Origin of the sequence: Cellulosimicrobium cellulans, assembly GCF_042723955.1 — a bacterium.
GTDB classification, from domain to species: Bacteria; Actinomycetota; Actinomycetes; order Actinomycetales; family Cellulomonadaceae; genus Cellulosimicrobium; species Cellulosimicrobium cellulans_H.
Genome location: NZ_JBHXIC010000086.1, coordinates 1 through 17,446 on the forward strand (window position 1 = coordinate 1; position 17,446 = coordinate 17,446).

The following is a 17,446-nucleotide window of genomic DNA, read 5'->3' on the forward strand; positions in this document are numbered from 1 at the left end:
GGGGCGCCCGTCCACAGGTCGCGCGGCCGGCCCGAGGTCGTCGCGCGGGGGCCGGACGTGCGGGCGGCCCGGGAGCGGGGGCGGTGTGAATTAACCGATCGCCGGAGCGGTGGAGGCGGGGGGGGGTGCGCGCGGGGGGCCCGCGGCCGGGCCGGGGGGGGGGGCCGGCCTCGGTACGTCGTCCGGGGCGCCGACGGCGACCCGTGACGGACGTGGTCTGTCGTCAGCCCTCGACGGTGATGCCCATCGAGCGGGCCGTGCCCGCGATGATCTTCGACGCGGCGTCGAGGTCGTTCGCGTTGAGGTCCTCGAGCTTGGTCTGGGCGATCTCGCGCACCTGGTCGGCGGTGATCTTCGCGACCTTGACGGTGTGCGGCGTGGCCGAGCCCTTCTGCACGCCCGCGGCCTTCTTGATGAGCTCCGCGGCCGGCGGGGTCTTCGTCACGAACGTGAACGAACGGTCCTCGTAGACCGTGATCTCCACGGGGATGACGTTGCCGCGCTGCGACTCGGTCGCCGCGTTGTAGGCCTTGCAGAACTCCATGATGTTCACGCCGTGCTGCCCGAGCGCGGGGCCGATCGGCGGGGCGGGCGTCGCCGCACCGGCCTGGATCTGGAGCTTGATGAGGCCGGAGACCTTCTTCTTGGGAGGCATGACTCTTCCCTGTCTTTCTTCTCGTGGACCGACGCCGTGGGCGATGACCCGGTTGCAGTGTTTCCTGAGGTACCGCGTTCACGCGCGCACGGCCGGTGCCGTGCGGCGCGTCAGATCTTGGCGACCTGGTTGAACGACAGCTCGACCGGGGTCTCCCGGCCGAAGATGGAGACGAGGACCTTGAGCTTCTGGTTCTCGACGTTGATCTCGGAGATCGTGGCCGGCAGCGTGTCGAACGGGCCGTCCGTGACGGTGACCGACTCGCCGACCGTGAAGTCGACCTCGACGGGAGCCTTCGCGGTGGCCTGGGCGGGCTTGCCGGGCTCCGGGGCGGGGGCCAGCATCGGCGCGAGCATCGAGAAGACCTCGTCGAGCGTCAGCGGCACGGGCTGGTGGGTGTGGCCGACGAAGCCGGTGACACCGGGCGTGTGGCGCACGGCGCCCCACGACTCGTCGGTGAGGTCCATGCGGACGAGGACGTAGCCGGGGATGCGCACGCGTCGGACGATCTTCTTCTGCGCGTTCTTGATCTCGGCCACCTCCTCCATGGGGACCTCGATCTGGAAGATGTAGTCCTCCATGTTCAGGCTCTGGATGCGGTTCTCCAGGTTGGCCTTCACACGGTTCTCGTAGCCCGCGTAGGAGTGGATGACGTACCAGTCGCCGAGCTGCGTGCGCAGCGTGCGCTTGAACTCCGCGACCGGGTCCTCGATGACGTCGCCGTCCTCGTCGACCGGGCGCTCGTCCTCCGACGCCTCGTCCTCCGACACCTCGTCGTCCGACGCGTCCTCGTCCGCCTCGTCGTCCGAGGCGTCCTCGTCGACCGTCTCGTCAGCCTCGTCGACCGCCGGGACGTCCGTGGTCTCCTCGACGTCGTCCTGGGCACCCTCGGGCTGCGTCGGGTCGACGTTCTCCGTCTGGTCCAGCGACTCCTGGGACACGAACGAACCTGCTTTCTGACGAACTGCTCGATGACTTCTTCTGGAAGCGCCGACGGCGCCCCGAGGGGCGCCGGCTGCCGTGGTGAGGCCCGGCGTGACCGGGCGGAGGTGCGCTCGCTAGCCGAAGACCCACATGACGGCCTTGCCGATCCCGAGGTCGAGCACGGTCACGAAGGCCATGACCACGACCACGAAGACCAGGACCACCGTCGTGTAGGTGATGAGCTCCGAGCGCGTCGGCGTGACGACCTTGCGGAGCTCGGCGACCACCTGGCGCACGAAAAGGGCGATGCGCGCGAAGATGTTGGGCTTCTTGTCCGCGGACGGACCGCCCTTCTTCTTCACCTCGTCGGCGCGTGCGCCGCCTGCACCCACGGCCTCTGACGGCGATTCGCTCACTCGTTCTTCCCCATCGCTCACGTACGGGACCTGCTCGAACCCTCGGTGCGACCCGGTGCCGGGCCGCGCGTGGTTCCCGGGAAGGTCCCACGAGAGCCACGCCGTGCAGGGTAGACAGGACTCGAACCTGCAACCTGCGGTTTTGGAGACCGCTGCGCTACCAATTGCGCCACTACCCTTCGTGCTCGACGACGCCGTACGAGCCCCCGGCCCCGGGACGAAACACGTCTCACGGGCGCGGACCAGCGTGGCGGGCGTCAACCACCGAGGGATCACTGTACGCGACGCGAGGCCCCTGGTCGAACCACCGTCCACCGATCGGTGGACACGAGGTCCGGACGAACGACCGTCGCGGGCGACCGGACCCTGCCGACAGGCTGGTCCCATGACGACGACACCCCTCCCCACCGGCTCCCGCACCGCCGGTCCCGGGTCGAGCGGCCCGGCCGTGGACGCGCGCGGCCTGCGCAAGCGCTACGGCGCCAAGCAGGCGGTCGACGGCATCGACCTGCGGGTCGAGCGCGGCGAGATCTTCGCCGTCCTCGGACCCAACGGCGCCGGCAAGACCACGACCGTCGAGATCCTCGAGGGCTTCCGGCGCCGCGACGCGGGCGAGGTCCGCGTGCTCGGAGAGGACCCCCAGACCGCGGGCCGCGCCTGGCGCTCGCGCATCGGCGTCGTGCTCCAGGACTCACGGGACCAGGCCGAGCTCACGGTCGCCGAGATCGTCCGCCACTTCGCGACGTTCTACCCCGCGCCTCGTGACCCGGACGAGGTGATCGACGCCGTCGGGCTGCGCGAGAAGGCCCGGACCCGCACGCGCCAGCTCTCCGGCGGCCAGCGTCGCCGCCTGGACGTCGCGCTCGGCATCGTCGGGCGGCCGGAGCTGCTGTTCCTCGACGAGCCGACGACCGGGTTCGACCCGCAGGCCCGCCGCGCGTTCTGGGCGCTCGTCCGCTCGCTGCGCGAGGACGGCACGACGATCCTGCTCACCACGCACTACCTGGACGAGGCCGCGCACCTGGCCGACCGCGCCGCCGTCGTGCGCGCGGGCCGGGTCGTCGCGCTCGACGCGCCCGACCGCCTCGGTGGGCCGGACGCGCGCCGGCCGGAGGTCCGCTGGCTCGACGACGGCGCCTGGCGGTCGGAGCGCACCGACTCCCCCACCACGCTCGTCGCGTCCCTCACCGCGCGGTACGCCGGACCCGACGGCGAGGTCCCCGGCCTCTCGGTGACCCGCCCGAGCCTGGAGGACGTCTACCTCGAGCTCATCGGCGAGCCGGCCACGACGCCCGGCGCCACGCCTGCCCGCACGACCGCACCCGGTCCCCTCGGCGCACCCGCCGGGGACCCCACGCCCGACGGCACGACCGCCGTCGTCCCCGAGGAGGCCCGCCCGTGACCACCGCCCCGACCGTCGCCCGGTCCACGCGCTCCGCCCGACCCGCCACCCTTCCCGGCGCGGGCCGCCTGGGGATCGAGCGCACCCGCGCCGAGCTGCGCGCGTTCTTCCGCGAGCGCGACGCCGTGATCTTCATCTTCACGTACCCGCTCATCATGCTCGCGATCTTCGCGACGGTGTTCGACGGGCAGGACCAGGGCACGGCCGCCTACTCCGTGCCGTTCGCGCAGTACTTCCTGCCCGGCATGATCGCGACCGGCGTCATGCTCACGAGCTTCCAGTCCCTCGCGATCTCGATCGCTGTCGAGCGCGACGACGGCTCGCTCAAGCGCCTGCGCTCCACCCCGCTGCCGCCGTCCGCGTACTTCTACGGCAAGATCGGGCTCGTCCTGCTGACGTCGGTCGTGCAGACCGGTCTGCTCCTCACGCTCGCCGCGACGGTCTACGACGTCCCCATGCCGTGGGAGATGTCGGACGGCGGCGCGCGCCTCGCGACGTTCGCGTGGGTCTTCGTGCTCGGGTGCGCCACCGGCGCGGTGTGCGGTGTGGCGTTCTCGTCGCTGCCGCGGTCCGGCAAGTCGGCGACGGCTGTCGTCACGCCGGTCGTCCTCGTCCTGCAGTTCATCTCGGGCGTGTTCTTCGCGTTCTTCGCGCTGCCGTCCTGGATGCAGACCGTCGCGTCGCTGTTCCCCCTCAAGTGGATGGCGCAGGGCATGCGCTCGGTGTTCCTCCCCGAACAGGCGGCGGCGCTCGAGCCGTCGGGGTCGTGGCAGCACGGCGCGACCGCTGCTGTACTGGTCGCATGGCTGGTCGTGGGGCTCGTGGTCGGTGCACGCTCGTTCCGGTGGCGGCGCCGTGACGACGGCTGAGACGCCGTCGCGGGGTGGGGTGGTCGACGGGACGTCCGCCGACGCCGCGACCGCCCAGCTCGACGGCACGTGGGCACGCGACGTGCGCTGGTGGGACGTGGCGTTCTACGTCATCGTCGTGCTCAGCGCGCTCGCGCTGCTCGCGGCGGGCGTCAGCGGGAGGGCGCTGCTCGTGTCCCTGGCCGCGGTCGCGACGATCCTCGTGACCTACCTCGCCTGGGGACGCCGGGCGGCGCGCACCCGCGACCAGGTGCCGGCCCACGTCTACCTCGTCGTCGCGATCGCGTGCACGCTCGTCGTCGTCGGGCAGGACGCGCTCGGCACGCTCCTGCTGTTCGCGGTGTTCACGCAGATCTGGATGCTGTCGGAGCACCTGTGGGCCCAGGTCGTGCTGTGCGTCGCGCTCGCGGCCGGCACGGCGCTCGCGCTCGCGTTCGACCCGCAGACGGGGCGGGTCGAGCCCGAGGAGCTCGCGAGCGCCGCGCCCCAGATGGGCGTCGCCCTGGCGTTCGCGCTGAGCCTCGGGCTGTGGACCGCGCACACGCTGCGGCAGTCGGAGCGCCACGCGCGGCTCGTCGACGAGCTGCGCGCCACGCAGGCCGAGCTCGGTCGGGCCTCGCACGAGGCCGGGGTGCTCGCCGAGCGCGAGCGCGTCGCCCAGGAGATCCACGACACGCTCGCCCAGGGGTTCACGAGCGTGGTGATGCTCGCCCAGGCCGCGAGCGCCGACCTCGACCGGGGCGCCCCGGACGCGGCGCGCGAACGCCTGGCCCTCGTGGAGTCGACGGCGCGGGACAACCTCGCGGAGGCCCGGGCCCTCGTCGCCGCCTCCGCCCCCGCCCCGCTCCAGGGCAGCACCCTCAGCGAGGCGCTGCGCCGGCTCGCGGACCGGTTCGCGGAGGAGACCGAGACGCGCGTCGAGCTCACCGCGCCGGAGGCCCCTCGCCTGTCGAGCGCCGACGACGTCGTGCTGCTGCGCTCCGCCCAGGAGGCGCTCACGAACGTCCGGCGCCACGCGGACGCCTCGGCCGTGCGCGTCGACCTCCGGCAGGACGGGGAGGGGACGGTGCTCGAGGTGACCGACGACGGGCGCGGACTGCCCGCCGACGCGTCAGGATTCACCGAGGGCTACGGGCTGCGGGGCATGCGCGAGCGGGTGGCTGCGGAGGGCGGAAACCTCGAGGTCGGGCCGGGCCCGGGCGGCGGGACACGCGTCGCGGTCCGCCTGCCCGCCGGCGCCTCGCCGGACGGGGCGCCCGCGCCCACGCGCGCGACGACGCGGACGGGAGACGCGCTGTGAGCGGGGCCGGGGGTGTCGTCCGGGTGCTCGTCGTCGACGACCACCCGGTCGTGCGCTCGGGGATCACGGGCATGCTGGCCGCCGAGCCCGACCTCGAGGTGGTCGGCGAGGCGGGCGACGGCGCGCAGGCGGTGGCGCTGGCCGGCGAGCTGGCGCCCGACGTCGTGCTCATGGACCTGCGCATGCCCGTGCTCGACGGGGTCGGCGCGACGGCGGCGATCGTCGGCACGCCGGCGCGGGGTTCGGCGCGCGCCGGGGCGGCGCCCGCCCCGCGCGTGGTCGTGCTCACGACGTACGAGACCGACGCGGACATCCTGCGCGCGGTCGAGGCGGGGGCGACCGGCTACCTGCTCAAGGACACGCCGCGCGACGAGCTCGTCGCGGGGGTGCGGGCCGCGGCGCGCGGGCAGACGGTGCTCGCGCCGAGCGTCGCGACCCGGCTCGTCACGTCGGTCCGCGGCGCGGACTGGCTCACGGACCGGGAGGTCGAGGTGCTGCGGCTCGTGGCCCGCGGGTTGTCGAACGCGGCGGTCGGGCAGGAGCTGTTCATCGCGGAGGCGACCGTGAAGACGCACCTGCTGCGCGCCTTCGCGAAGCTCGGCGTGGACGACCGGACGGCCGCCGTGACGGTCGCCATGCAGCGCGGGTTCCTCCCCGGGGCCTGAGGAGACGTCCTGCGTGACGGTGACCTCGCAGGGGGCGGGCCGCCGTCGGGACCCGGCCCGGGCCTGACGGCGTGGGCCGGGTCCGCGTGACAGACTCCCCGTGTGCGAGACCTGGCGACGCTTCCCAAGGCCCACCTGCACCTGCACTTCACCGGGTCGATGCGCCCGGAGACGTTGCGCGACCTCGCCGCGCAGTACGGCGTGCGGCTCCCCCACGCGCTCGTCGACGGCGACCCGCTCCGGCTCCCGCCGACCGAGCGGGGTTGGTTCCGGTTCCAGCGGCTCTACGACGCCGCGCGCGCGTGCGTGCGCTCCGAGGCCGACATGCGGCGCATCGTGCTCGAGGCCGCGCAGGACGACGCCGCGGAGGGGTCGGGCCGGCTCGAGATCCAGGTGGACCCGACGTCGTACGCGCCGTTCGTCGGCGGCATCACCCCGGCGGTCGAGATCGTGCTCGACGCGGCGCGGTCCGCGAGCGCCGCGACGGGGACGGAGGTCGCGGTGGTCGTCGCGGCGTCGCGCATGCGGCACCCGCTGGACGCGCGCACGCTCGCGCGCCTCGCGGCGCAGTACGCGGGCGAGGGGGCCGGGGAGGTCGTGGGGTTCGGCCTGAGCAACGACGAGCGCCGCGGGGACACCGCGGAGTTCGCGCGCGCGTTCGCGATCGCACGCCGCGCCGGGCTCGCGTCCGTGCCGCACGGCGGCGAGCTGCTCGGCCCTGCGCACGTGCACGAGGTCGTGCGCGAGCTCGTCCCGGACCGCCTCGGCCACGGCGTGCGGTCGGCGGAGGACCGGCGCGTGCTGGACGACGTCGTGGACCGCGGGATCGCGCTCGAGGTCTGCCCCGCCTCCAACGTGTCGCTCGGCGTCTACGAGGACGCCGGGCAGGTGCCGCTCGGGGCGCTCGTCGACGCCGGCGCCCGCGTCGCGCTCGGCGCCGACGACCCGCTCCTCTTCGGGTCCCGGCTGGTCGCGCAGTACGAGACCGCGCGCCACGAGCACGGGTTCTCCGACGACGAGCTCGCCGCGCTCGCGCGCTCGTCGATCCGGGCGAGCCGGGCGTCGTCGGGCACCCGGCAGCGCCTCCTGGCGGGCGTCGACGACTGGCTCGCGGCGGGCTGACACGCGGGGCGCCCGGACCAGGAGGCGGGAGCCGAGCGCGCGGGTCGGGTCAGGCGCGCGTCGCGACGACGAAGACGCGGCGGAAGGGCAGGAGGGTGCCGTAGCCGCGTTCGGGGTACGCCTCCCGGAGCGCCGCGGCGTACTCGGCGACGAACGCGGTACGCACGTCGTCGGGCAGGGCCTGGAGCACCGGGCGGGCGCCGGTCGCGGAGATCCAGCGCAGGACGGGATCGGGCCCCTGGAGCACGTGGAGGTAGGTCGTCTCCCACGCGTCGACGGCCCAGCCGAGCCCGGTGAGCCGGTCGAGGTACACCTCCGGGTCGTGCGCGGCGGGCCGGTCGACGCCCGTCGTGTGCTCGACGTAGGGCGGGCGGGCGGCGACCTCACGGAGCAGCCGGTGGCTCGGGGCGTCGTGGTTGCCCGGCACGGAGAACGTGAGCGCCCCGGTCGGCGCGACGTGGTCCGCGAGGCGGGCGAGCAAGTCGAGGTGGTCCGGGACCCACTGGAGGGTCGCGTTGCTCACGACCACGTCGGCCGGGGCGGGAGGCGCCCAGGTGCGCACGTCGGCGAGCTCGTACCGCACCCACGGGGCGGAGGCGTCCCGTCGCGCGCGCTCGACCATGGCGGGCGACGCGTCGACCCCCGTGATCGTGGCCGCGGGCCAGCGGGCGTGCAGCAGCGCGGAGAGGTGGCCCGGGCCGGAGCCCAGGTCCACGACCGTCCGCGCGTCCACGGGCACGCGCGCGACGAGGTCGGCCAAGGGCCGGGAGCGCTCGTCGGCGTGGCGGAGGTACAGGGCCGGGTCCCAGTCGCGGGGCATCGGAGCTCCAGTCGTCGTCCGTCAGACTCTTTCGACATCGACACTCTTGACATCAAGATACAACGAGCGGACAGGTTTCTCATGTGCGTCTCATCCTGCTCTCGGATACTGGGCCCATGACTCGTCGGACCGTCGCGTGGCTCGTGGGAGCGCTCGTCCTCGTGCTCGGGGGTGCGGCCGCCGCCGGCGCGCTGGCCGCCCGGCCGGAGGACCGCGAGGTCGGAGGAGCCGTGGTCGTGACGCCCGCCCCCACGACCCCCGCGCCCGCGACCCCCGCCCCGACGACGAGCGGGGACCCGTCGCCGACCACCTCACCCGACGACGATGACGACGACCGCGTGACGCCCGCCCCGCCGTCGAGCGACGACGATGACGACGACGACCACGACGACCCGACCGGCGACGACGACAACGGTCCTGACGACGACGGGGACGACGACCGCAGCGGCTCCGACCAGGGCGACGGATGAACCCCCGGGCACGCCGGGCCGGGCTGACCGTCCGCACTCGCATGCTCGCGGCGTTCCTCGGCCTGTCCGCCCTCGCGCTGCTGATCGCGGGCGGCGCCGCGTGGTTCCTCCAGCGCGGGCAGATCGACGCGCGCATCGACGAGAGCCTGAACCGGAGCGCGAACGAGCTCGAGACGCTCGCGGCCTCGGGCGTGAACCCCGTCACGGGCGAGCCGTTCACGTCCGCCGAGGACGTCGTCGTCGCCTCGATCCAGCTCACGGTGCCCGCGCACAACGAGGGCATCCTCGGGCTCCGCGAGGGCCGCACGCCCCTCGTCACGCAGCAGGACGTGCGGCTGCGGCTCGAGGACGACCCCGAGCTCGTCGCCGCGCTCGCGCCGCTCGTGGCCGGGGACGACGTCGTGCTGCGCTCGCCGCAGACCGCGACGGCCGACTACCGCGCCCTCGTCGCCCCCGTGCAGGCGGTCGGCGGTACGGGGGCCACTCCTGGCCAGGCGCCCGCGGCGCTCGTGCTCGCCTACGACCGCTCGGCCGAGCACGCCGAGTTCGCGCAGGTCTTCCGGACCTACGCGGTCGTGGCGCTCGGGGCGCTCGTGCTCATCGGCGTCGTGGGCTGGGTCGTCGCGGGGCGCCTGCTCCATCCGATCAGGACGCTCTCGCGCACCGCGCAGCGCATCAGCGACACGGACCTGTCCGCGCGCATCCCCGTGACCGGCAACGACGACCTCTCCGACCTCTCGCGCACGGTCAACGGGATGCTCGACCGGCTCGAGGGGTCGTTCGAGTCCCAGCGGCGCCTCATCGACGACGTCGGGCACGAGCTGCGCACGCCGCTCACCGTGGTGCGGGGCCACCTCGAGCTCATGGACCCGCGCGACGCCGCCGACGCGTCCGAGACGCGCGACCTCGCGCTCGACGAGCTCGACCGCATGAACCGCCTCGTGGACGACCTCGTGACGCTCGCGACCGCCGGCCGGCCTGACTTCGTGCGCCCCGTCGACACGGACCTCGGCCGTCTCCTCGACGACGTGCACGACAAGGTCCGCACGCTCGGCGACCGCCGCTGGCTCGTCGACGCTCGCGCCGACGTCGCGGTCCGCGCCGACGCGCAGCGCCTCACCCAGGCGGTCCTCCAGCTCGCGGCGAACGCGGTGAAGTTCTCGGCGCCCGGGTCCGTCGTCGCGCTCGGCTCGGCGGTGTCCGACGACGGCGCGCGCGTGCGCGTGTGGGTCCGCGACGAGGGCGTCGGGATCGCGCCCGAGCAGCAGGAGCGGATCTTCGAGCGCTTCGCCCAGGCGACGACACCGGGTGCGACCCACCCCGAGGGCGCGGGGCTGGGGCTCGCGATCGTCGCGGCGATCGCCGAGGGGCACGGCGGCCGGGTGCTCGTCGCGTCGACGCCCGGCGTCGGGTCGACGTTCACGCTCGACCTCCCGCTCGTCCCGGTCGAGGGCCCGTCCTCCGGGGCGCGTACGGACGCCGTCGGGCCGCCCGCGCTCGACGGGCGGCACGGCGAGGCACTGGGGGCGCTCACCGCGCCGACCGTGCCGAGCGCGCCGTCGGCCGCCACCCCCTCGCTGCCCCCGCCGACCTCCTCGCCCGCGCCGGGCGCGCCGCGCGCCGTCGGGCCGGACGACCAGAACCCACCCGCGCACCCCGCCCCCGACGGAAGGACCACCCGGTGAGCCAGATCCTCGTCGCGGAGGACGAGACCCGCATCGCGTCGTTCGTGGCGAAGGGCCTGCGCTCCGCGGGCTACGCCAGCACGACCGTCGCGACGGGGCGGGAGGCGTTCGACCTCGCCAGCACCTGCGACTTCGCGCTGCTCGTGCTCGACCTGGGCCTGCCCGACCAGGACGGCTTCACCGTGCTGCGCCGCCTGCGGGAGACGGGCAACGCGATCCCGGTCATCATCCTCACCGCGCGCACGTCGGTCACGGACACGGTCGCCGGTCTGGAGGGCGGCGCCGACGACTACATGGCCAAGCCGTTCCGCTTCGAGGAGCTCCTCGCGCGCATCCGGCTGCGCCTGCGCACCGAGCCCGCGGGCGAGGTCACCGTCCTGACGCACGGCGGTCTGAGCCTCGACCTGCGCACGCGCCGCGCACGCACCACCGACCGCGAGGTCGACCTCTCGGCACGCGAGTTCGCGCTCGCCGAGGCGTTCCTGCGCAACCCCGGCCAGGTGCTGAGCCGCGAGCAGCTCCTGTCGCGCGTGTGGGGGTACGACTTCGACCCCGGCTCGAACGTCGTCGACGTCTACGTGCGCTACCTGCGCAACAAGCTCGGCGCCGAGCACTTCGTCACCGTGCGCGGCATGGGCTACCGGCTGGCCGACGCCACCCGCTGACAGCCGTGGCGGCCGGGCCGACCTGACGGGCCGATCCTGCGGCGCACGCACCCTGAGGCGACGAACCCGGGCCCGCGGGTCACGAGACGATCTCTCGTGACCCGCGGGCCCGGGTTCGCGCGGTCCGGCTGGTCGGCCGGCCGCCGAGGTCAGTCGGCCGACTGCGGCGACGGCGGCGTGACCGGGCTGGGCGGGGTGTTCGGCGTCTGCGGCGTGTTCGCCGTGGGCGGGGTGTTCGGCGTGTTCGGGGTCTGGCTCGTCACGGCCGAACCGGACGTGTTCGCCGAGCCCGCGGTGTTCGGGGAGGCGGAGGTGTTCGCCGTGACCGTCGTGATCGACGTCCCGTTCTGCACGTCGGTCGGGCTGGGCGTCGCGGACGTGGCGGGCGCGTCGGTCGGCGTGCTCGACGACGTGCTCACCTGGACCGACGGCGAGACGGTCGCCGGCTCCGGGGCGTCGAACGCACCCTGGGCGGCGGCCACCGTGGCCCCGAGACCGACCGCACCGAGCGCCCCGGTGACGATCCATGCGCTGCGTGCCTTCATGATCCTTCTCCTTCGTCCGATGGTGCGCACGACCCCTCGGCCGTGCATGTACTGAGCCTCGCGGTCACGCGTGAGATGCCGAGGAGGCGCCGATGAGAGTGCTCTCAGGAACGGGGACGGGCTCGCCGGCGACCGTCCCGAGGGCAGCGTCCAGCAGCTCCTCCGCGACCCGCAGCCACGCGTCGGCGAGGCCGTGCGACGCCGCGCCCGTCGTGAGGGACAGCACGACGCCGGCCGCCCGCGCCCGGAGGGCCGTGGGGTCGACGTGCTCGTCGAACACGACCAGGCAGCGGTCGACCAGCGCCCCCACGCCGCCGTACACCGCAGGGGCGAGCGTCGGGAGCACGGCGAGGTGCGCGACGACGCACGCGAGGTCGTCCACGCGGTGCCCCGGGCCGAGCGTGTCGACGTCGAGCAGGACGCCGACGCGGGCGCGTCCCCGCGAGGCAGGGTCGCCGGGTGCCGCCGGGACCTCGAGCAGGACGTTCGCCTCGTAGAAGTCGCCGTGGGTCGCGACGACCGGCCCGGGGTCGCGCGTCGCGACGCCCGTCCGCACCGCGCGGGCGACGCGGTCCACCCGGTCCGCGTCGAGGCCGTGCACCGCGAGCGCCGACGCCGCGTAGTGCTCGACGCGCTCGGCCCACGCCGGGCGGCGGCGCAGCGTCGTCGCGCGCGCGGGGAGGGCGTCGAGCGCGCGGAGGAGCTCGCGCGGGTCGATCGCGCCGGGCTGGTCGTCCGGGTCGAGCGCCGCGAGGTGCTGCGCGAGCGACGGGCCGCGCGCCTCCTCGAGGGCGACCACGCCGTCGTCGTCCCACGCGAGGCAGCGCGGGGCGTCCACGGTGGTGGACCGGAAGAGGTCGTGCCGCCGGACGAGCGAGCGCGCCCGGTCCGGCCGGACCACCTTGACGTAGACCGTGCGCGAGGGCGTCCGCGCGCGCAGCACCGCTCGCCGCAGCGGGCGGTAGGCGACCATCGTCACCGACTCGACGGCCTCGCCGGGCGCGAGCGCCCCCGCGACCGCGAGGCGGCGCGTGAGCTCGCCCGCGTCGCACGCCGCCGCCAGGCCGGGCAGCATCGGGTCGGCGGGGTGCCGCCACACGTGCACGACGCGCGGGCCGTCCGCGAGGCGGACCACGCCGGGTCCGACGGCGTCCGGCGAGAGGGGCGCCGTCGTCGCGAGCAGGTACTCGGCGGCGTCCGCCGAGGCGGCGCCCTCGCCGGGGCCCGCTGCGAGCGCCCGGCGCGCGACGACGTCGTACCCGACGGTGACCTCCGCGCCGGGACGTGCGTGCACCTGGTGGACGCGCCACGTGTCGAGGCTCGCGCCGTCGGCGCCCAGCGCCACGGCGAGCAGCTCCCCCGCCTCGGGGGCGGTGAGCAGGTCGAGCCAGGAGCGCTGGTCGGGCGCGGGAGGGGCGAGCGTCATGAGCCCAGCGCACCGCACGCGCGTGGGCCGCCGGTGAGACGTGCATGAGAGACCTCTCATGCACGGCACCGGACGGCTCGGCGTCCGGCGGGTCTTGACCGGGCAGGGCCGCCGTGGGAATGTACTGATGTGTTGATACAAATATCGTCCGAGGAGCCCCAGGGTGTCGACCTCTTGCTCCCCGCGGGCTACGACCTGCTGTGGAGCGGTGCCGTCCTCGCCGTGCTCGTGGGGCTCGGCGTCGCCGTCGTGCTGGTCGTCCGGGGGGCGACGCGCGCGCCCGAGCCCTCGCTCCACGGGCTCGCCCAGGAGGACCCCGTGCGGCGCGCTGCCCGCCGGCACGCGACCACGGTGAGCGCCGCCGCGGTCACGGCCGCGCTCCTCGTCGGCGCGGTGGTCGCCCAGGCCGCCGCGACCGCCGTCGGTGGTCTCGCCGAGGGCGTGCTCGTGGGGCTCTCCCCCGCGGTCGTCGGGCTCACGTACCTCGGCGCCCACGCCGTCGGGGAGCGGACCTGGCCGCGCCAGCGGACCGCGGTCCGCGCGGCCACGCTGCGGCCGCGGACCGTCGCCGACGTCGCACCCGGGGGTCTGCGTCGCCTCGCCTGGTCGCTCGGGGTGCTCGTCGTGCTGCTCGCGGTGGTCGGCGCGCTCACGGCGGGCGACGACGGGCGGTCGGTGACGCGCGTCGCGGGCGACTCGACCTCGACCGCGAGCCCCTACCCCGGCGCGTTCTACGGCGTGTGGCTCGCGCTCGCGGCCGTGCTGGTCGTCGCGGGTGCCGAGGGCGTGCTGCGCCTCGTCGCGCGCCGCCCCGCGGTCGCGCAGGTCGACGAGGCGTGGGACGTCGCCCTGCGCCGCGCGTCGGCGCACCGGATCCTGCGGGGCGCGCAGCTCGCGCTCGGGCTGACGGCCGCGGGGATGCTCGGCGTCGGTGCGAACGCCGCGGCACGGGTGGGCTACCCGGGGGCGGTCGTCCTCGTGGTCGTCGCGGTCGGCCTGGCGCTGGCGGCGATCGCGGTCGTCGTGCGAGCCGCCCCGGACCCGGACGCCTGGGCGGACGAGCGTGCGAGCACGACGGCGGCGGCAGGGCGCGGTCGTGCCGTCCCCTGACCTGCGCGTCGAGATCGACCTGCGGTCGGGTCTCGCGCCGTACGAGCAGATCCGCCGGCAGGTCGTCGCGCACGTCGCCGCCGGGCGTCTCCGGGTGGGCGACCGGCTGCCGACGATCCGCGCCCTCGCCACGGACCTCGGCCTCGCGCCGGGCACCGTGGCGCGCGCGTACCGCGAGCTCGAGGCGGCCGGCGTCGTCACGACGCGGCGCCGCGCCGGGACCGTCGTGTCCGACGGCGTCTCCCCCACCGACGTCGCCGCGCGCCACGCCGCGCACGAGCTCGTCCGCGCCGGCCGCGAGGCCGGGCTGTCCGACGACGAGATCCTCGACGTCGTGCGCGGGGCGCTGCTCCACGAGCAACCTGGTAGCGGACCAGCTGCGGGCTGAGCCGGCCGAGGGGCTGCTCCCGCCGACGGACCGCTCGCGGGCGACCTTGCGGTGCCGGCCGGCGCCGTCGTCGGGACGGGCCACGCGGCGCACGCGTCACGACAGGGTCACGATCCTCCGACAGGCGCCGCCGTAGGGCGTCCTCCCGCGGGGCGGGGCGCATGATGGTGCTCCGCGGCGGACGCCGCAGCACACACGAGGGGGACCAGGTGGAGGACGGAGCTTCGGCCGGCGCGCGGACGGGCGCGGAGGCGCACGCGGCAGCAGGACCCGTGGCGGGCGTCGCGACCGTCGCGCGGGGTGGCGCCCGGGGACGGAACCCGGTGGGTCGCCGTCCGCGGACGACGGCGCGCGCCGCGGTGGGCGCGCTGGTGGCGGCGCTGGTGCTCGCGGGCTGCCAGGCCGGGCTGCCGGACCTCGAGCCGGGCCGGACGCCGTCCGCCACCGCCGACGGGCCCGCGACCACCGATCCCGCGAGCCCCAGCCCGACGGAGACCGCTCCCGAGCCGGCCGAGACGCCGGAGCCCGAGCCGACACCGGACCCGACACCGACCGAGGCGCCCGCGCCGAGCACGCCCCCGCCCGCCCCGGAGCCGACCCCCGAGCCGCCGCCCGCACCCGTCGAGCTGGCCCGCGGCGCGACCGGCGAGCGCGTCGTCGCGCTCCAGCAGCGCCTCGCCGACCTCGGCTACTTCATCGGCGCGCCCGACGGCGACTTCGGCGGCGGCACGCAGCAGGCCGTGTGGGCTCTCCAGAAGGCCGCCGGGCTCTCGCGCGACGGCGTCGTCGGCCCCGCGACGCAGGCCGCGCTCGACGAGGGCGTCACGCCGCAGCCGCGCAGCGGCTCGGGCAAGGTCATCGAGATCGACCTGGACCGCCAGCTCCTGCTCGCGGTCGAGGACGGCCGGGTCGTCACGGTGGTCAACGCGTCGTCGGGCAACGGCGAGTCGTACGAGGCGAAGGGCCGCACCTACCGTGCGGGCACGCCGCGCGGCGAGTTCCGCGTGGGCAGGCAGGTCGACGGCAACCACTCGTCAAGCCTCGAGCTCGGCGACATGTGGCGCCCCAAGTTCTTCACGGGCGGCATCGCGGTGCACGGCTCGGGGTCGATCCCGCCGTGGCCCGCGTCCCACGGCTGCGTGCGCGTCGCGAACTCCGCGATGAACTGGCTCTGGGACTCCTGGCACGCCGACCCGGGCACGACGGTCCTCGTCTACTGACCCGCTGCGGGCATGGAACGGGCCCGGTTCCGGCCTCGGAACCGGGCCCGTCCCATGCTCACGACGGTGGGTCGGTCAGAGGGAGACGCCGACGAGGACGGGCTCCGGGACGAGCTCGACGCCGAACGCGTCGAGGACGCCGTCGCGGACCGCGCGCGCGAGCTCGACGAGGTCCTCCGCGCTCGCGCCGCCCCGGTTCGTGAGCGCCAGGGTGTGCTTGGTCGACAGGCGCGCGAGGCTCGACGGGCCGTGGACCCCGAAGCCCTTGGTGAACCCCGCGTGCTCGATGAGCCACGCTGCGGACGTCTTGACGAGCGACGGGTCGATCTCGCCGAGGCTCGGGCCGGTCGTGCGGGACGGCGTCGCGGAGCGCACCGGGTAGCGCGGTGCCTCCGCCGGGAGCAGGTCGGCCTGGTCGGCCGGGACGACGGGGTTGGTGAAGAACGACCCGGCGCTCCAGCGGTCGTGGTCCGGGCCCGTCTCGCCCGGCGCGTCGCCCCCCGTCGCCACGGGCGCGACGTCCGGGCCGACACCGTCGAGCAGCATGCCCTTGCGGGCCCGGAGCGCGAGGACGGCCTCGCGCACGTCGGCGCTCGGAGCCCGGTCACCGACCTGCACGCCGAGCGTCCGGGCGAGCTCCGGGTACGCGACCGGTGCGGACAGCGAGCCGAGACGGGCCTGGAACCCGACGTCGAGCACGACGTAGCGCGGCGACGGGTACCACGGACCGCTCGCCTCGCCGTCGCCGCCCCGCTCGCCCGCTGCCGCGTGCATGCTGCGCTTGAGCAACGACGTGCGGTACCCGAACGCGAGCTCGCCCAGCGCGAGCGTGCGCACGCGCGACCGCTCCCGGTCCCAGACGCGCACGGTCGAGATCACGCCCGCGACCTCCTGCCCGTACGCGCCGATGTTCTGGACGGGCGCGGCACCGACCGTGCCGGGGATGCCGGAGAGCGCCTCGACGCCCACCCACTCCTCCGCGACCGCGCGTGCGACCAGCTCGTCCCAGTCCTGCCCGGCCGGCGCGTGGAAGCTCGCACCACCGCACGAGTCCTCGGAGTCCACGGTGATCCCGCGCCGCAGGTCGCGCACGACGACCCCGCCGAACCCCTCGTCCCCGACGAGCAGGTTCGACCCGCCGCCGATCACGAGCAGCGGCTCCCCGGCCTCGTCCGCCGCGCGCACGGTGTCCACGAGCTCGGCCTCGCTGTGCGCCTCGACGTACCGGTCCGCAGGCCCACCGACCCGCAGCGTCGTCAGCTCCGCCAGCGAGGGTGCGCCGACGGCGTCGGGGCGCAGTCCTGGCGCGGTCCGGACGATCTCGGGCAGGTCGCGGTCGACGGGGGCAGCGGGTTCGCACGTCACCGCCCCAGCGTAGTTCGCCCCCGCCCCGGCCCGCCGCCCTCGACGTTCGCACGGTCGGTCACAGGCCCGCAGGGTCGGATCAGCGGCGCGCGCTCGGGCTCTCCGGCCTGCGGGGTCGGGTCTGCGGCGCGCGCTCGGGCTTGTCAGGCCCGCGGGGTCGGGTCCGCCGGTCCGGTCCGCGGTGTCCGCTCGCGCTCAAGCCCGCGGATGGTTCCGCGGCGCAGCGGCGTCGGCGCTGGCGCGTGCGGCCGTGCCGTGCGGCGACCACATGCGGCAGGGGGAACCGCGCTGGCGAAACCGACACCGCGGGCAGTCGCCCCAGGGCGCGCGGCGACCAAGGCGAGACGAAGAAGGGCGGGGTGGGTGGTGGTGCCGCGTCGTGGCGGGCCTGGCGGGAGC

Annotated in this window: 18 protein-coding genes and 1 tRNA gene; 12 read left to right on the forward strand and 7 right to left on the reverse strand. The window is 75.5% G+C overall.

Translation table 11 applies throughout. The annotated features are described in order from the left end of the window. Positions 1 to 223: 223 nt before the first annotated feature. The 4 genes from rplK to ACFWH7_RS17665 form a co-directional block, all read right to left on the reverse strand. Positions 224 to 655, reverse strand: coding sequence for a 50S ribosomal protein L11 (gene rplK / locus ACFWH7_RS17650; protein WP_047233799.1), 432 nt, complete (start codon positions 653 to 655; stop codon positions 224 to 226). A 110-nt stretch (positions 656 to 765) separates the two neighbouring features. Next, the gene (gene nusG / locus ACFWH7_RS17655) at positions 766 to 1,596 is read right to left on the reverse strand and encodes a transcription termination/antitermination protein NusG (protein WP_141388469.1); all 831 of its coding nucleotides are present in this window, start codon (positions 1,594 to 1,596) and stop codon (positions 766 to 768) included. 117 nt (positions 1,597 to 1,713) lie between these two features. Beyond that, entirely contained in the window at positions 1,714 to 1,941 is a 228-nt protein-coding gene (gene secE, locus ACFWH7_RS17660; RefSeq protein WP_052877722.1) for a preprotein translocase subunit SecE, read from the reverse strand. Positions 1,942 to 2,101: 160 nt separating this feature from the next. Further along, positions 2,102 to 2,174: transfer RNA gene (locus ACFWH7_RS17665), tRNA-Trp, on the reverse strand. Positions 2,175 to 2,380: 206 nt separating this feature from the next. Here ACFWH7_RS17665 and ACFWH7_RS17670 point away from each other — a divergent pair. The 5 genes from ACFWH7_RS17670 (at position 2,381) to ACFWH7_RS17690 (ending at position 7,353) form a co-directional block, all read left to right on the forward strand. Next, the gene (locus tag ACFWH7_RS17670) at positions 2,381 to 3,397 is read left to right on the forward strand and encodes an ABC transporter ATP-binding protein (RefSeq protein WP_378218405.1); all 1,017 of its coding nucleotides are present in this window, start codon (positions 2,381 to 2,383) and stop codon (positions 3,395 to 3,397) included. Next, positions 3,394 to 4,266 (forward strand): ABC transporter permease, encoded by an 873-nt coding sequence (locus ACFWH7_RS17675; RefSeq protein ID WP_378218407.1) that lies wholly within the window; start codon positions 3,394 to 3,396, stop codon positions 4,264 to 4,266. The genes ACFWH7_RS17670 and ACFWH7_RS17675 overlap by 4 nt, the downstream gene beginning before the upstream one ends. Then, positions 4,253 to 5,566, forward strand: coding sequence for a sensor histidine kinase (locus ACFWH7_RS17680; protein WP_378218408.1), 1,314 nt, complete (start codon positions 4,253 to 4,255; stop codon positions 5,564 to 5,566). Before ACFWH7_RS17675 ends, ACFWH7_RS17680 begins: the two co-directional genes overlap by 14 nt. Continuing rightward, a complete protein-coding gene (locus ACFWH7_RS17685) occupies positions 5,563 to 6,231 on the forward strand; it encodes a response regulator (RefSeq protein ID WP_378218410.1) in 669 nt (222 codons plus the stop codon). The genes ACFWH7_RS17680 and ACFWH7_RS17685 overlap by 4 nt, the downstream gene beginning before the upstream one ends. 102 nt (positions 6,232 to 6,333) lie before the next feature. After that, complete coding sequence (locus ACFWH7_RS17690) at positions 6,334 to 7,353, forward strand: adenosine deaminase (RefSeq protein WP_378218412.1); 1,020 nt, start codon at positions 6,334 to 6,336, stop codon at positions 7,351 to 7,353. Between the two features lie 49 nt (positions 7,354 to 7,402). On the opposite strand, the gene ACFWH7_RS17695 is transcribed toward ACFWH7_RS17690, so the two are convergent. Beyond that, positions 7,403 to 8,173 carry a methyltransferase domain-containing protein gene (locus tag ACFWH7_RS17695; RefSeq protein ID WP_378218414.1) on the reverse strand — a complete coding sequence of 257 codons (771 nt, stop codon included), beginning with the start codon at positions 8,171 to 8,173 and terminating at the stop codon, positions 7,403 to 7,405. 116 nt (positions 8,174 to 8,289) lie between these two features. Between ACFWH7_RS17695 and ACFWH7_RS17700 the strand changes: the two genes are divergently transcribed. From ACFWH7_RS17700 to ACFWH7_RS17715, 4 genes are all read left to right on the forward strand, one after another. Next, complete coding sequence (locus tag ACFWH7_RS17700; protein ID WP_378218416.1) at positions 8,290 to 8,643, forward strand: hypothetical protein; 354 nt, start codon at positions 8,290 to 8,292, stop codon at positions 8,641 to 8,643. Beyond that, complete coding sequence (locus tag ACFWH7_RS17705) at positions 8,640 to 10,328, forward strand: sensor histidine kinase (protein WP_378218418.1); 1,689 nt, start codon at positions 8,640 to 8,642, stop codon at positions 10,326 to 10,328. Before ACFWH7_RS17700 ends, ACFWH7_RS17705 begins: the two co-directional genes overlap by 4 nt. Next, positions 10,325 to 10,993, forward strand: coding sequence for a response regulator transcription factor (locus ACFWH7_RS17710; protein WP_378218420.1), 669 nt, complete (start codon positions 10,325 to 10,327; stop codon positions 10,991 to 10,993). Before ACFWH7_RS17705 ends, ACFWH7_RS17710 begins: the two co-directional genes overlap by 4 nt. Before the next feature lie 96 nt (positions 10,994 to 11,089). Next, on the forward strand, positions 11,090 to 11,593 hold the full coding sequence (locus ACFWH7_RS17715) for a hypothetical protein (protein WP_378218422.1): 504 nt from the start codon (positions 11,090 to 11,092) through the stop codon (positions 11,591 to 11,593). A 9-nt stretch (positions 11,594 to 11,602) separates the two neighbouring features. Here ACFWH7_RS17715 and ACFWH7_RS17720 read toward each other — a convergent pair whose 3' ends face one another. Next, positions 11,603 to 12,964, reverse strand: a complete 1,362-nt coding sequence (locus ACFWH7_RS17720; protein ID WP_378218424.1) for a protein kinase family protein — start codon at positions 12,962 to 12,964, stop codon at positions 11,603 to 11,605. A gap of 174 nt (positions 12,965 to 13,138) precedes the next feature. On the opposite strand from ACFWH7_RS17720, the gene ACFWH7_RS17725 reads away from it, so the two are divergent. The 3 genes from ACFWH7_RS17725 to ACFWH7_RS17735 all read left to right on the forward strand — a co-directional run bounded on the left by ACFWH7_RS17725 (position 13,139) and on the right by ACFWH7_RS17735 (position 15,682). Then, on the forward strand, positions 13,139 to 14,074 hold the full coding sequence (locus ACFWH7_RS17725) for a hypothetical protein (protein ID WP_378218426.1): 936 nt from the start codon (positions 13,139 to 13,141) through the stop codon (positions 14,072 to 14,074). Beyond that, complete coding sequence (locus ACFWH7_RS17730) at positions 14,061 to 14,462, forward strand: GntR family transcriptional regulator (RefSeq protein ID WP_378218429.1); 402 nt, start codon at positions 14,061 to 14,063, stop codon at positions 14,460 to 14,462. Before ACFWH7_RS17725 ends, ACFWH7_RS17730 begins: the two co-directional genes overlap by 14 nt. Before the next feature lie 209 nt (positions 14,463 to 14,671). Beyond that, positions 14,672 to 15,682, forward strand: coding sequence for a L,D-transpeptidase family protein (locus ACFWH7_RS17735; protein WP_378218431.1), 1,011 nt, complete (start codon positions 14,672 to 14,674; stop codon positions 15,680 to 15,682). Between the two features lie 75 nt (positions 15,683 to 15,757). Here ACFWH7_RS17735 and ACFWH7_RS17740 read toward each other — a convergent pair whose 3' ends face one another. Further along, on the reverse strand, positions 15,758 to 17,011 hold the full coding sequence (locus tag ACFWH7_RS17740; protein WP_378218433.1) for a UDP-N-acetylmuramate dehydrogenase: 1,254 nt from the start codon (positions 17,009 to 17,011) through the stop codon (positions 15,758 to 15,760). Positions 17,012 to 17,446: the final 435 nt, after the last annotated feature.